Origin of the sequence: Streptomyces sp. NPDC057002 (assembly GCF_042673825.1) — a bacterium.
Lineage (GTDB): Bacteria > Actinomycetota > Actinomycetes > Streptomycetales > Streptomycetaceae > Streptomyces.
The window spans coordinates 55,374-68,961 of sequence record NZ_JBHURZ010000007.1; the positions used below are offsets into that span (position 1 = coordinate 55,374).

The 13,588-nt window shown below is 72.8% G+C and carries 11 protein-coding genes; 6 read left to right on the forward strand and 5 right to left on the reverse strand.

Features of this window, described 5'->3' with window-relative positions; all coding sequences use genetic code 11:
* The first annotated feature begins 101 nt into the window (after window positions 1-101).
* Window positions 102-431 (forward strand): hypothetical protein, encoded by a 330-nt coding sequence (locus tag ACFT32_RS31355; RefSeq protein ID WP_382496021.1) that lies wholly within the window; start codon window positions 102-104, stop codon window positions 429-431.
* 87 nt (window positions 432-518) lie between these two features.
* On the opposite strand, the gene ACFT32_RS31360 is transcribed toward ACFT32_RS31355, so the two are convergent.
* Window positions 519-1,916: an FAD-dependent oxidoreductase gene (locus tag ACFT32_RS31360; RefSeq protein ID WP_382496023.1), complete on the reverse strand. Its 1,398-nt coding sequence runs from the start codon at window positions 1,914-1,916 to the stop codon at window positions 519-521.
* Window positions 1,917-1,943: 27 nt separating this feature from the next.
* Window positions 1,944-2,948 carry a DUF4349 domain-containing protein gene (locus ACFT32_RS31365; protein ID WP_382496025.1) on the reverse strand — a complete coding sequence of 335 codons (1,005 nt, stop codon included), beginning with the start codon at window positions 2,946-2,948 and terminating at the stop codon, window positions 1,944-1,946.
* Between the two features lie 169 nt (window positions 2,949-3,117).
* Between ACFT32_RS31365 and hemG the strand changes: the two genes are divergently transcribed.
* Both hemG and hemQ read left to right on the forward strand, forming a co-directional pair.
* Window positions 3,118-4,581, forward strand: a complete 1,464-nt coding sequence (gene hemG, locus ACFT32_RS31370; RefSeq protein ID WP_382496026.1) for a protoporphyrinogen oxidase — start codon at window positions 3,118-3,120, stop codon at window positions 4,579-4,581.
* A gap of 4 nt (window positions 4,582-4,585) precedes the next feature.
* Window positions 4,586-5,317: a hydrogen peroxide-dependent heme synthase gene (gene hemQ, locus ACFT32_RS31375; RefSeq protein WP_382496027.1), complete on the forward strand. Its 732-nt coding sequence runs from the start codon at window positions 4,586-4,588 to the stop codon at window positions 5,315-5,317.
* Here hemQ and ACFT32_RS31380 read toward each other — a convergent pair whose 3' ends face one another.
* The 3 genes from ACFT32_RS31380 to ACFT32_RS31390 all read right to left on the reverse strand — a co-directional run bounded on the left by ACFT32_RS31380 (window position 5,318) and on the right by ACFT32_RS31390 (window position 8,622).
* Window positions 5,318-6,928 (reverse strand): alpha/beta hydrolase, encoded by a 1,611-nt coding sequence (locus ACFT32_RS31380; RefSeq protein WP_382496029.1) that lies wholly within the window; start codon window positions 6,926-6,928, stop codon window positions 5,318-5,320. It abuts the gene before it with no gap.
* Window positions 6,929-7,015: 87 nt separating this feature from the next.
* A complete protein-coding gene (locus tag ACFT32_RS31385) occupies window positions 7,016-7,813 on the reverse strand; it encodes a TIGR04222 domain-containing membrane protein (protein WP_382496030.1) in 798 nt (265 codons plus the stop codon).
* Window positions 7,814-7,899: 86 nt separating this feature from the next.
* Window positions 7,900-8,622, reverse strand: a complete 723-nt coding sequence (locus ACFT32_RS31390) for a DUF4142 domain-containing protein (protein WP_382496032.1) — start codon at window positions 8,620-8,622, stop codon at window positions 7,900-7,902.
* Between the two features lie 384 nt (window positions 8,623-9,006).
* Here ACFT32_RS31390 and ACFT32_RS31395 point away from each other — a divergent pair, with 384 nt between their 5' ends.
* Genes ACFT32_RS31395 through ACFT32_RS31405 form a run of 3 tightly spaced genes read left to right on the forward strand, consistent with a single transcriptional unit; the run spans window position 9,007 to window position 13,571 of the window.
* On the forward strand, window positions 9,007-10,473 hold the full coding sequence (locus ACFT32_RS31395) for an aldehyde dehydrogenase family protein (RefSeq protein ID WP_382496034.1): 1,467 nt from the start codon (window positions 9,007-9,009) through the stop codon (window positions 10,471-10,473).
* A 60-nt stretch (window positions 10,474-10,533) separates the two neighbouring features.
* Entirely contained in the window at window positions 10,534-12,105 is a 1,572-nt protein-coding gene (locus tag ACFT32_RS31400; RefSeq protein WP_382496036.1) for a GMC family oxidoreductase, read from the forward strand.
* A complete protein-coding gene (locus tag ACFT32_RS31405) occupies window positions 12,102-13,571 on the forward strand; it encodes an APC family permease (protein ID WP_382496038.1) in 1,470 nt (489 codons plus the stop codon). Before ACFT32_RS31400 ends, ACFT32_RS31405 begins: the two co-directional genes overlap by 4 nt.
* Window positions 13,572-13,588: the final 17 nt, after the last annotated feature.

Consider the following 13,588-nt stretch of genomic DNA (forward strand, 5'->3'; position numbering starts at 1 on the left):
CGCCGAGGCGGGTGAACGCTGCCGTCGGGGCGTGCGTATGTGTCGGCAACCGCCCGCGGCGCGGGGAAGGCGGGTCGCGGGGCCGACGTGAGGAACAGGCGATGAACGACCGAGTTACTCCCGCGATGCACGCACTGCCCGACGGCGAGGCGGAGCTCACGCTGGTGGTGCGGCTGCCCTGGGAGGACGTGGCCCGTCTCGGCCAGGAGGCCGGGCGGCTGGCATCCCAGATGCGGCGGCCCGTGACGCTGGAGGAGGCGGTGAGTCATCGGCTGCGTTCGTCGCGGGCCGCTGCGCATGCGAAGCCGGCGGGGGAGCAGCCGCCGGCGGTGACGGCTTCGGCGTCGGTGTCGTCGTTGCCGTCGCGGCCGCCGGCGGAGCAGGCGCGGCAGGCGATCGATCGGATCAATGGGTCTGCCGGGACCGCGTAGGGGGGTCGCCGTGGGGGGTGCGGGCGCGTGGCCGGTGCGGCGCCGCCGTGGCCGTTCGCGCAGTTCCCCGCGCCCCTGAAAGGTCCCTCACAAGGAACCGCGCGTCTTCGCCGCCGCCTTGCGGGCCGCTACCAGGACCGGGTCCCAGACGGGGGAGAAGGGTGGGGCGTAGCCGAGGTCCAGGGTCGTCATCTGTTCCGCCGTCATGCCCGCCGTGAGGGCGACCGCCGCGATGTCGACGCGCTTGCCCGCGCCCTCCCTGCCCACGATCTGGACGCCGAGGAGGCGGCCCGTGCGGTGTTCGGCGAGCATCTTGACCGTCATGGGGGAGGAGTTCGGGTAGTAGCCCGCGCGGCTGGTCGACTCGATGGTGACCGTCTCGAAGCGCAGGCCCACACGGTGGGCGTCCTTCTCGCGCAGTCCCGTGCGCGCGATCTCCAGGTCGCAGACCTTGCTGACCGCCGTGCCGACCACGCCCGGGAACGTGGCGTAGCCGCCGCCCGCGTTGGTGCCGATGACCTGGCCGTGCTTGTTGGCGTGGGTGCCGAGCGGGATGTGCCGTTGCTGGCCGGAGACCAGGTCGAGGACCTCGACGCAGTCGCCGCCGGCCCAGATGTTCTCGTACCCGCGCACCCGCATCGAGCGGTCCGTGAGGAGTCCGTCGTGGGTGCCGAGCGGGAGGCCGGCCGCCCTCGCGAGGGTCGTCTCGGGGCGTACCCCGATGCCGAGCACGACGACGTCCGCCGGGAAGTCGCGGTCCTTCGTGGCCACCGCGCGTACCCGGCCGTCGTCGCCCGTCAGGATCCCGGTGACCTCGGCGTCGTTCACCATCGTGATGCCCAGGCCCTCCATGGCCTTGTGCACCAGGCGGCCCATGTCGGGGTCGAGGGTCGACATGGGCTCGCTGCCGCGGTTGACGACCGTCACCTCGTAGCCGCGGTTGATGAGCGCCTCGGCCATCTCCACGCCGATGTACCCGGCCCCCACGACCACCGCGCGACGGCCACGCGTGCGTGCCAGCGTGTCGAGCAGCGCCTGCCCGTCGTCCAGCGTCTGCACCCCGTGCACCCCGGGCGCGTCGGCCCCGGGAAGATCGGGCCGGATCGGCCGGGCGCCGGTCGCGATCACGAGCTTGTCGTACGGCGTCCAGTACTCGGCGCCGGAGTCGACGTCACGCGCGCGTACCCGCTGCCCGTCGGGGTCGAGCTCGGTGACCTCGGTGCGCAGCCGCAGATCGATGTCCCGCGCGCGGTGTTCCTCGGGGGTGCGGGCGATGAGCCGGTCCCGGTCCGGGACGTCGCCGCCCACCCAGTAGGGGATGCCGCACGCCGAGTACGACGTGAAATGGCCGCGCTCGAACGCCACGATCTCCAGGTCGTCGGGCTTGTTCAGACGGCGTGCCTGCGACGCCGCGGACATCCCCGCGGCGTCGCCGCCGATCACGACCAGTCGCTCCCGCGTACCCTGCGTACGGTTCATGCTCATGCGAACACGCTACGGGAGCAGGGCATTTCAGTCCTGCTCGCCGGGCGTGCGCGGATGCGCGGACTCCGGGGCCGGGCGGGCCGTCGGCAGCGGGCCCAGCGCGCTCGTGGCGGGCGCGGGACGCGGGCGGCGCGGGAGACGGGGGCGGACGACACGCAGCCACAGCAGCGTGAGCAGGGCCGCCACCGCGGCGAACGGCAGGACCGCGCCGAGGGCCACCGCGAGCCAGCGCAGCATCGTCACGAACGCGTTCCAGCCGCCCGCGAGCGCGTCCACGAAGCCCGGGTCCTCGTCCTTCGCCTCCTTCTTCTTCACCGGGGTCTCGGACAGCGAGAGGGTGATGGTGGCCAGGCTCGTGCGGTCCTTCAGGGACGTCTGGCGGGCGAGCAGCGCCTCCAGGTCGGCCTGGCGGGTGCTCAGCTCGCCCTCCAGGGTCACCACGTCACTGAGCTTGGTCGCCTGGTCCATCAGCTCGCGGATCCGGGCCACGCTCGCGCGCTGCGACTTGATCCGGCTCTCCACGTCCACGACCTGGTCGGTGACGTCCTCGGCCTTGGCGTTGCGGTCGAGGAGCTTTCCGGCGCCCTCCAGCTCGGCGAGGACCTGGTCGTACTTCTCGACGGGCACGCGCAGCACGACCCGGGTCCGCTCGTGGCCGTCCGCGTCCCGGGTGGTGGTCTCGTTGCCGACGTAGCCGCCCGCGTTCTCGGCGTTGGTGCGGGCCTCCTCCAGGGCTTTGGGGACGTCCTTGACCCGCACGGTCAGGGAGGCGGTGCGGATGATGTGGCTCGCGGTGAGCTTCGGCGGCGCGGTCGCCCGGGCTCCGCTTCCGGCGGTGCCGGGCGCGGCCTCCTTCGCGCCGGACGCGTCGCCCGCCTTGTCGTCCGCCTGCGGGGCGGCGACTCCGCGGTCGGCGGTGCTGCCGGCGGAGTCCTCGCCGGCGCCGCTGCATCCGGTGAGCGCGAGGGCCGCGGCCAGCAGGACGGCGGCCAGAGTCGGGGCGGGGTGGCGTGCGGGTCGTCGTGTGCGCATGTGGGCTTCCCCCGGGGTTCGATTCCGCTGACGCTTCTTCGACGCCCGGGCGGCGCCGGACGTTTGGTCCTGGACGGTTCCGATGCGGTCACGGTCGGGACTCGTGCGGGACTCGTGCGGGACACCGGGGCCCGGCGGCACTGTCGGAGGGGTCTGAGAGGCTGGAGGCATGCGCGAAGTTCAAGCCCGTGCGGGCACGGGACAGGTCATCGTCATCGGGGCGGGTATCGCGGGCCTGGCCGCCGCGCACCGGTTGCTGGAGCGCGGGGCGCGGGTGACCGTGCTCGAGGCCTCCGACCGGGTCGGCGGCAAGCTGCTGCCCGGCGAGATCGCGGGCGCGCGCGTGGACCTCGGCGCCGAGTCGATGCTGGCCCGCCGCCCCGAGGCGGTGGCGCTCGCACGCGAGGTGGGCCTCACCGACCGCCTCCAGCCCCCGGCCACCGCCACGGCCTCGATCTGGACCCGGGGCGCACTGCGCCCGATGCCCAAGGGACATGTGATGGGCGTCCCCGGCACCGCCGCCGCCCTGTCCGGCCTGCTGTCCGACGAGGGCCTGGCCCGCATCGAGCGCGACGCCGAGCTGCCCCGCACCGAGGTCGGCGACGACGTGGCGGTCGGGGAGTACGTGGCGGAGCGCCTGGGCCGCGAGGTCGTCGACCGCCTGGTGGAGCCCTTGCTGGGCGGCGTGTACGCGGGCGACGCGTACCGCATCTCGATGCGCTCGGCCGTCCCCCAGCTCTTCCAGGCCGCCCGCGGCCACACCTCCCTGACGGAGGGGGTCCGCGAGATCCAGGCGAAGGCGGCCGCCGCCCAGCAGACCGGCCCGGTGTTCATGGGCCTCCAGGGCGGTGTGGGCACCCTGCCCCTCGCGGTGGCGGAGTCGGTCCGGGCCCGCGGGGGCGAGATCCTGACGGGGACGCCGGTGACGGAGCTGCGCCGCACCCCGGCGGACGGCGGGTGGCGGGTCGTCTCCGGTGTGCATGTGTGGCATGCGGACGCGGTGGTCGTCGCCGTGCCCGCTCCGGCCGCCGCCGCCCTGGTGCGCACCGACAGCCCCGGGGCCGCCGCCGAGCTCGGCGCCGTCGAGTACGCCTCCATGGCCCTGATCACCCTCGCCTACCGCCGCGCCGAGGCGGCCCTGCCCGAGGGCAGCGGCTTCCTGGTGCCGCCGGTCGACGGACGCACCATCAAGGCCTCCACCTTCGCCTCGCGGAAATGGGGCTGGGTCGCCGAGGAGAACCCCGACCTGCTCGTCCTGCGCACCTCCGTCGGGCGGTACGGCGAGACGGAGATCCTCGACCGCGACGACAGCGAGCTCGTGGAGGTATCCCGGCGCGACCTGAAGGCGGCGACCGGCCTGGACGCCACACCCGTCGCCACCCGCGTCACCCGCTGGGACGACGGCCTGCCCCAGTACCCCGTCGGCCACCACGCGCGCGTGGCCCGCGTCCGCGAGCACATCGCCCGGCTGCCCGGGCTCGCCGTCTGCGGCGCCCCGTACGACGGCGTCGGCATCCCGGCCTGCATCGCGAGCGCCTATGCCGCCGTCGACCAGATCCACGGTGACCTGCGGGGTGTGCAGGAGCTCACCGACCACCCGGTGCAGAGCCTGCACGGCGGAGCAGGAGAATGAGGACATGAGCAACGACGCCTCCACCCCCGAGACCGGCAGGATCCCGAACAAGGGCAAGCTGGCCAAGGACCTCAACGAGGTCATCCGCTACACGCTCTGGTCCGTCTTCAAGCTGAAGGACGTCCTCCCCGAGGACCGCGCCGGGTATGCCGACGAGGTCCAGGAGCTGTTCGACCAGCTCGCCGCGAAGGACGTGACGGTCCGCGGCACGTACGACGTCTCGGGCCTGCGCGCCGACGCCGACCTCATGATCTGGTGGCACGCGGAGACCAGCGACGCGCTGCAGGAGGCGTACAACCTCTTCCGCCGCACGAAGCTGGGCCGGGCGCTCACTCCGGTGTGGTCGAACATGGCGCTGCACCGCCCCGCCGAGTTCAACCGCGCGCACATCCCGGCGTTTCTCGCCGACGAGACGCCCCGCAACTATGTGAGCGTCTACCCCTTCGTGCGCTCCTACGACTGGTACCTGCTGCCCGACGAGGACCGCCGCCGCATGCTCGCCGACCACGGCAAGATGGCCCGCGGCTACCCGGACGTGCGCGCCAACACGGTCGCCTCGTTCTCTCTCGGCGACTACGAGTGGCTGCTGGCCTTCGAGGCCGACGAGCTGTACCGCATCGTCGACCTCATGCGTCACCTGCGCGCCTCCGAGGCCCGTATGCACGTCCGCGAGGAGGTCCCGTTCTTCACGGGCCGTCGCAAGGACGTCGCCGAACTGGTCGCCGGTCTGGCCTGATCAGCGCAGCCGTCGCTCGGCCCCGGGCTTCTCCGGGGCCGTCGACCGCGGCTCGGGCTCGGCGTGCGGTGCGCACTGCGCGCGCCGCCCCGGCAGCCGGCCCTCCAGCAGATACGCCTCCAGGTGGCCGTTGACGCAGGCGTTCGGCCCGCCCGCCAGGCCGTGCGCGCCCGCGTTCCGCTCCGTCACCAGGACCGAGCCCGCGAGCCTGCGGCGGAGTTCCAGGGCCCCGTCGTACGGCGTGGCCGCGTCCCGCTCGGCGGCCAGGATCAGCGTCGGCGGCAGCTCGCCCGGCGCGGTGCCGACGTCGAGCGGCCGCTGCCGCGGCCCCCGCCAGTAGGCGCACGGCAGGTTCGTCCACACGTTGTCCCAGGTCTCGAACGGCGCCACCCGCGCGAGCCGGGTGTTGTCCCGGTCCCACACCCGCCAGTCCGTCGGCCAGGGGGCGTCGTTGCACTCGACGGCCAGATACACCGCGCGGGTGTTCTCCGCCTCGGCGGCCGCTTCCGGATACCGGCTCGCCTGCTCGACCAGCGGCTTGGGATCGCCCTTGAGGTACGCCGAGAGCGCGTGCGCGAGGAGCGGCCACTGGTCGTCGTAGTACCCGGCTTGCAGGAACGCCTCCTGCAACTGCCCCGGCCCGACCTTCCCGCCGGCCGGCTCGGCGGCCAGCCGCGCGTTCGCCCGCGCGTAGCCGCGCTGCACCTCCCGCGCGGTCCTGCCCAGCCCGTACACGCCATGGTGCCGGGCGATCCAGCTCCGGAAGTCCCGCCAGCGGCCCTCGAACGCCGCCGACTGGGCGAGGTTGTTGCGGTACCAGATCTCCGCCGGGTCGGGATCGACCACCGAGTCGAACACCATCCGCCGTACGTGCGAGGGGAACAGCGTCGCGTACACGGCCCCGAAGTAGGTGCCGTACGACGAGCCCAGGAACGTCAGCCGTCTCTCGCCGAGCGCGGCGCGCAGCACGTCGAGGTCGCGGGCGTTGTTCAGCGAGTGGTAGTGCCGCAGCGCGCTGCCGGCCCGCTCGGCGCAGCCGCGCGCGTACGCCTTCGCCTGCGCGACGCGTTCCCTCTTGAACGCCGCCGAGGGGTACGTCTGCGCCTGGGTGGGCGCCTTGAAGAACTGCCCGGGGTCCTGGCAGGACAGCGGCGCGGAACGGCCGACGCCGCGCGGGGCGTAGCCGACGAGGTCGTAGGCGGCCGCGATCCGCTTCCACTCGGGGAGCATCCCGACGACCGGGAAGTACAGGCCGGTGGCCCCGGGTCCGCCGGGGTTGTAGACCAGGGCACCCTGCCGGCGGACCTTGCGCTTGCCGTTGTTCGGGTCCTTCTGCGTGGCCCGGGTCCGGCTGACGGCGAGTCGGATCTGCCGGCCGTCGGGCCGGGCGTAGTCCAGCGGGACGGTCACCGTGCCGCACTGCATGCCCCCCGGCAGGTCCCGCGCGTCGGCGCACGGGCCGAACCGGACACCGGCCGCCTTCGCGCGCGCGGCGGCCACCGCGGTGCCGTGCTGCTCGGGCGCGGCGGATCGGCCCTCGATGTCCGGGGCCGCGGTCAGGGCGCTCAACAGCAAGGACCCCGCTGCCGAGTAGAGGAGGGCGGCTCTCATCGGGTATCCCTTCGGTGCACGGTGGTGACAAAAGGGATGTTTGGTGCGTCGATTGAGGAAGGCAAGCACCGTCCGCCGGTGTCGGCGTCAATGCTCCCGTGCGCCCCCGGGCCGTCCGCCGTGTGCCTCGCGGTGCGCGAAAGCGGCGCGCAGATCCGGTTCACCTATCGCGCTGACCCCGCGAACGGCCACAGAGGTGAGGTACGTACGGTCGTCGGCGGTGCCGTCCGCGTTGCGGGCCAGCGCGCCGAGCAGCCGCTGACCCGCCGGGGAGGCCCAGCGCGAGTACGGGTGGATCTCGACGCGCGCGACGGCGAGGCAGCTCAGGCTCAGCGTGAGCGGCAGCGCGAACCACAGGGCGATCAGGTGGCGCGGCATGTCCGGCGGGGCGGGCGCCAGCAGCGCGGCGACGCCGAGCCCGAGCACGGCGACCGCCGCCACGCGCACCTGCCGAACCCCCGCCGCGACCGTGGTCCGGTCGCTGTCGGGCACGGCGAGGCCCGCGCGCACCAGCCCGTCGGCGATCCCGCGCACCGCGTCCGCCGTGGCGGCGGTGGTTCGCACCGGGGCGATCCGGGACTGCCCCTCGGGGCCGATGGCTCCTATCACCGACCGCTCCATCGCGTCCCGCCCGCGCGGATCGACGACGGTCGCCCAGCCGGTGTGGGCCAGCAGCAGGCGCCGCTGACGCGCCATGGCGACGAGGGTCACGTCGGCGACCCGCCGGGGCCCGCCGGAGAGGAACGCGGCCTCGTACAGGGTGAGTTCATGGACCTGGCCGGTGTCCGTGTCGCCGGCCGCGGCGCGCACCGCGGCCAGGCACAGCCGTGTGCACGCCGTGCCCGCCACGGCCCAGGCCGCCAGCAGGAAAAGAACCCAGAGCATATGTTGTTTGTATGTGACACGGTCCCGAAAGCACCATGCCTCATCCACAATCCGGACGGAGTGTTGTCGGTATGTGACGTTCCGCTTCACTGCCCCGGCGGTGGGCGGAAGGCGGGCGGCGGGAGCGTCATGGACGGGGCCGGGGTCGGGGCGGAGGCCGGGGGAGTGCTGCCGGCGGCCATGTCGCGTGCCACGGCGTCGTAGTCGACGTCGCCCGTCGCCTCCAGGGCCTTGATGTGGTCGAGGACGGTCATGGTGGCGTCGTCGGCGAGGTCGCGCACCAGGGAGTTGCGGGTGCTCGCCCGGACCTGGGCGGCGACCGGGAACACCTGGCCCTGCGCCAGCCGCAGCACGGTGGCGAACCGCCGGTCGTACTCCGCGCCCCGCGCCTCGTCCAGGGTGGCCAGCCACTGCTTCTGCCGGTCGTCGGGCGTGTCCGGCAGGGTGACGTTCAGCTGGGCGGCGGCGCCGCGGACCCGCTCGTCCAGGAACCGGTGCCCCTCGACGAGATGCCGGCCGCCCGCCCGCACGGCCGGGGTGGTCCCCTTCGTCCGTGCCTGCCGTCCCGCGGACGGCTCCCACAGTCCGGCCAGCCGGAACTTGACGAGGAACTCCTGGTCGAGCGAGGACAGCGGGCCGTAGCTCGTCCGCAACGTCTGCGCGCTCAGCGCGTCCGGCGCCGTCCCCGGCCGGTCGGTGTACGGCCAGAGCGAGAAGACCAGCGCGGCGAGCGTCGCCGCGAGGCACATGACGATGAGCCCTGTGCCGCTGACGATGCCTCGGCCCTTGACGGGGGGTCGGGGTCGCATGGTGGTGCCTCCTGGTACGGCACCGCACGCTAGTGCGCTTCGGGTGCGGAATCGCCATGATACGGCGGGCTCTACGTCAACTGCCGTACACGGGCGAATGGTTGCATCGGGGACAGGGCGGGGCGATCTGATGAGCCGCGTCGAGGGGCCTATCCGTGCAAATGGGCAGATATCTTCCCGTGGGTCCCGGCGGACACGACCCCGGTGTTAGTCCCGGCACACTCGGGCGCGCGGGCGCGGGGCCGGGCGACTAGCCCACCCGGGTCCTCTGGGCCGCCCGGACGCCGTCGCGGCGGTGTGCCCCGTGGCCGCCGACCTCCCGATGGGCCATGTTGCTGACCGTCGAGCCGATCGGCACCGGCCGGATGCGAAGGAGGCCCCGCGGTGGGTGAGCTGTACATCGACGGCGAGTGGACACAGGCCACGGCCGGTGGGCGGCGGGAGGTGGTCAACCCCTACGACGCCTCCGTCGTCACCACCGTCGACGAGGCCGACGCCGCCGACGTGGACCGCGCCGTACGCGCCGCCCGGCGTGCCTTCGCCGAGGAGGACTGGGCGAACGCCCCCTCCCGCCGCCGCGCCGACCTGCTGCTGCGCGTCCACGACCTGCTGCTGCGCGACCAGGAGGAGATCGCCCGCACCGAGACCCTCGACACCGGCAAGACACTGACCGAGGCGCGCATCGACGTGGAGGACGTGGCCAACGCCTTCCGCTACTTCGCCGAACTCGCGGGCAAGGACGGCGGCCGGGTCGTCGATGTCGGCCCCGACGTCCTCAGCCGCGTCGTCTACCAGCCGATCGGCGTGTGCGCGCTCATCGCCCCCTGGAACTACCCGCTGCTCCAGGCCTCCTGGAAGGTGGCCCCGGCGCTGGCCGCCGGCAACACCTTCGTCCTCAAGCCCAGCGAGACCACACCGCTCACCACCATCGCCATGATCCGGCTCATCGAGGAGGCCGGCGCCCCGCCCGGCGTCGCCAACCTGGTGCTGGGCTCCGGGGCGACCGTCGGCGCGGCCCTGACCAGCCACCCCGACGTGGACCTGGTGTCCTTCACCGGCGGCCTCGACACCGGACGGTCCATCATGGCCAGCGCCGCCGAGGGGCCGAGGAACATCGCCCTGGAACTGGGCGGCAAGAACCCCAACATCGTCTTCGCGGACGCCGACTTCGACGCGGCCGTCGACTACGCGCTGGACGCCGCCTTCCTGCACTCCGGGCAGGTCTGCTCGGCCGGTTCGCGCCTGCTCGTCCAGGACTCCCTGCACGACAGATTCGTCGACGCCTACGCCGACCGCGCCCGGGCGATCCGGCTCGGCAACGGCCTGGAGGAGGGCACCGAGAGCGGCCCGCTCAGCTCCGCCGAGCACCGCGAGAAGGTCGAGGGGTACATCGCCATCGGCAAGGAGGAGGGCGCCCGGCTCGTCACCGGCGGCGTCCGCCCCGACGAACCCGCCCTGAGCCGCGGCTTCTTCCTGCTGCCGACGATCTTCGCCGACTGCGACCGGTCCATGCGCATCGTCCAGGAGGAGGTCTTCGGCCCGGTGGTCACCGTCGAGCGCTTCCGCACCGAGGACGAGGCGGTGGAACTCGCCAACGACACCCGCTACGGCCTGGCAGGCGGCGTGTGGACCTCCGACGCGAGCCGCGCCCAGCGCGTCGCGCAGCGGCTTCGGCACGGCACCGTGTGGATCAACGACTTCCACCCCTATGTGCCGCAGGCCGAGTGGGGCGGCTTCGGCCGCTCCGGCGTCGGTCGCGAGCTGGGCCCCACCGGGCTGCGCGAGTACCAGGAGGCCAAGCACATCTACCAGAACCTCGCCCCCGCCCCCTCCGGCTGGTTCAAGGGCTGACCTTCCGGCAGCAACATCCCGCCCGTGGCGCACCGAACGACAAAGAAAGCAGGGCACCGCATGGCCCCCACACCCGCGCACGGCGCCGAGTCCGCCTACGACTACGTCATCGTCGGCGGCGGCACCGCCGGCTGCGTGCTCGCCGCCAGGCTGAGCGAGGACCCCGACTGCCGCGTCTGCGTCATCGAGGGCGGCCCCAGCGATGTCGGCGACGAGCGCGTGCTGCGCCTGCGCAACTGGATCAACCTGCTCGGCTCGGAGTACGACTACGGCTACAAGACCGTCGAACAGCCGCGCGGCAACTCCCACATCCTGCACTCACGGGCCCGTGTGCTCGGCGGCTGCTCCTCCCACAACACGCTGATCAGCTTCCTGCCGCTGCCGCAGGACCTCGACGACTGGGTGGCCCGCGGCTGCCCCGGCTGGGACCCGGCGACGATCCTCCCCTACCGGGACCGGCTGCGCACCCAGATCGTCCCGGTGGCCGAGGCCGACCGCAATCCCATCGCCAAGGACTTCGTCACCGCGGCCACCCGCGCCCTCGGCGTCCCCGTCGTCGACGACTTCAACGCCGAACCCTTCGCCGACGGCACCGGCTTCTTCTCGCTGGCCTACGAGCCGGAGGGCAATCTGCGCTCCTCCGCCTCCGTCGCCTATGTGCACCCGGTCATGGACCGGCCCAACCTCACGCTCCTCCTGGAGACCTGGGCACACCGGCTGCTCACCGACGAGTCGGGGCGCCTGACCCGGGTCGCCGTCCGCGGCGCCGACGGCGAACCCGCCACCGTGCGCGCCGAACGCGAACTCCTGCTGTGCGCCGGAGCCGTCGACACCCCGCGCCTGCTGATGCTCTCCGGCATCGGCCCGGCCGACGACCTGCGCAAGCTGGGCATCGAGGTACGGGCCGACCTGCCCGGCGTCGGCGAGAACCTGCTGGACCACCCCGAGTCCGTGATCGTCTGGGAGACCGACGGCCCGCTGCCGCCCAACTCCGCGATGGACTCCGACGCCGGCCTGTTCGTTCGCCGCGACAAGGGCCAGCCGCGTCCCGACCTGATGTTCCACTTCTACCAGGTGCCGTTCACCGTCAACACCGAACGCCTGGGCTACCCCGTGCCGCAGCACGGAGTGTGCATGACGCCGAACGTGCCGCGTGCCCGGTCCACCGGCCGCCTGTGGCTGCGCAGCGCCGACCCCGCCGAGCACCCCGCCCTGGACTTCCGGTACTTCACCGACCCGGAGGGGCACGACGAGCGCACCATCGTGGACGGTCTGAAGATCGCCCGCGAGGTCGCCGCCACCGCCCCGCTGCGCGACTGGCTCGTCCGCGAGGTCGCGCCCGGCCCGGACGTCGTCTCCGACGCCGACCTGTCGGAGTACGGCCGCCGCGTGGCACACACCGTCTACCACCCCGCGGGCACCTGCCGCATGGGCGCCCCGGACGATCCGCTGGCCGTCTGCGACCCCGAGCTGAGACTGCGCGGCTTCGAGGGCGTGCGGATCATCGACGCGTCGGTGTTCCCGACGATGCCCACGATCAACCCCATGGTGACCGTCCTGCTCACCGCAGAACGCGCCGCCGACCTGATCAGCGGCCGCACGCCGGCCGTGGAACAGAGGGCCGGAAAGTGACCGCCGCACAGCCTCCCGCACCGGCCTCCGGCACCCCCGGAGGGGAGCCCGGCTCGGAGTTCCGCAAGGACATGAGCCCCTGGGCCAACTTCGCCCTCGGCTTCACCTACCTCTCCCCGGTGGTGGGCACCTACACCCTCTTCGGCATCGCGATCGCCGACGGCGGACCGCCGATGGTCTGGGCGTTCCTGGTCGCCGGCTGCGGCCAGTTCCTCGTCGCGCTGATCTTCGGCGAGATCGTCGCCCAGTACCCGATCGCGGGCGGTGTCTACCCCTGGGCCCGGCGGCTGTGGGGCACACGCTGGGCGTGGATGACCGGCTGGGTGTACATGTGGGCGCTGCTGGTGACCATCACCTCCGTCGCCTACGGCGCCGGCCCCTACATCGCCATCCTCTTCGGCTTCAGAGCCACCGTGCACACCACCGTGCTGTGCACCGCCGTGCTCATCGTCGTCGCCATCCTCATCAACTACATGGGCACCAAGGCACTGTCGACGGCGGCGCTCATCGGTTTCGCCGGCGAACTCATCGGCGCCCTCGTCGTCGGCGTCTACCTGCTGGCCACCCACCGCCACCAGGGCCTCGGCGTCATCTTCGACACCTACGGCGTCGAGGGAGACGGCTCCTACCTGCCGGCGTTCCTGGCAGCCGGCATCATCGGCCTCTACCAGTACTACGGCTTCGAGGCGTGCGGCGACACCGCCGAGGAGGTCGCCCACCCTGGCCGGGTCATCCCCCGCGCGATGCGCCGCACCATCTACATCGGCGGCTCGGCGGCCACGTTCACCTGCATGTCGCTGCTGCTGTCGGTCACGGACTTCAACGCGATCATCTCGGGCGAGCAGGCCGACCCGGTGGTGGACGTGCTGTTCGACGCCATGGGCGAGACCGGGGCGCGGATGGTGATGGCCGTGGTGCTGATCTCCTTCCTGTCCTGCACGATCAGCCTCCAGGCCGCGGCCGGGCGGCTCATCTACTCCTACGCCCGTGACGAGATGATCGCCGGGCACCGGCTGCTGCGGCGGTTCGTCCACGCCCGTGCGGTGCCCAGCTGGGCACTGTTCGTGTCCGCGGCGGTGCCGCTGATCATCGCCTTCGCCTCACTGCTCTCCGAGGACGCCCTCACCAATATCGTCTCGTTCGCGATTCTCGGCATCTACGGCTCGTTCCAGATGGTGGTCCTGGCCGCGCTGCGCGCCCGGCTCAAGGGCTGGCGTCCGGCGGGGGAGTTCACCTTGGGCCGCTGGGGCCTGGCAGTGAACATCGCGGCGCTGGTCTACGGCATCCTCGCCATCATCAACATCTGCTGGGCCCGCACCCCGGAGAAGTCCTGGTGGGAGAACTGGATCGTCCTGCTGTGCGGCGGCGTGGTGGTGGGGTCGGGCCTGCTCTACATGTTCACGACGCACCACTACGGCCGGGGCGATGCTCCGGCGGGCGACGCGGTACCGGAGAAGCACCTTTAGAGGGGGCTCCCCTCAAC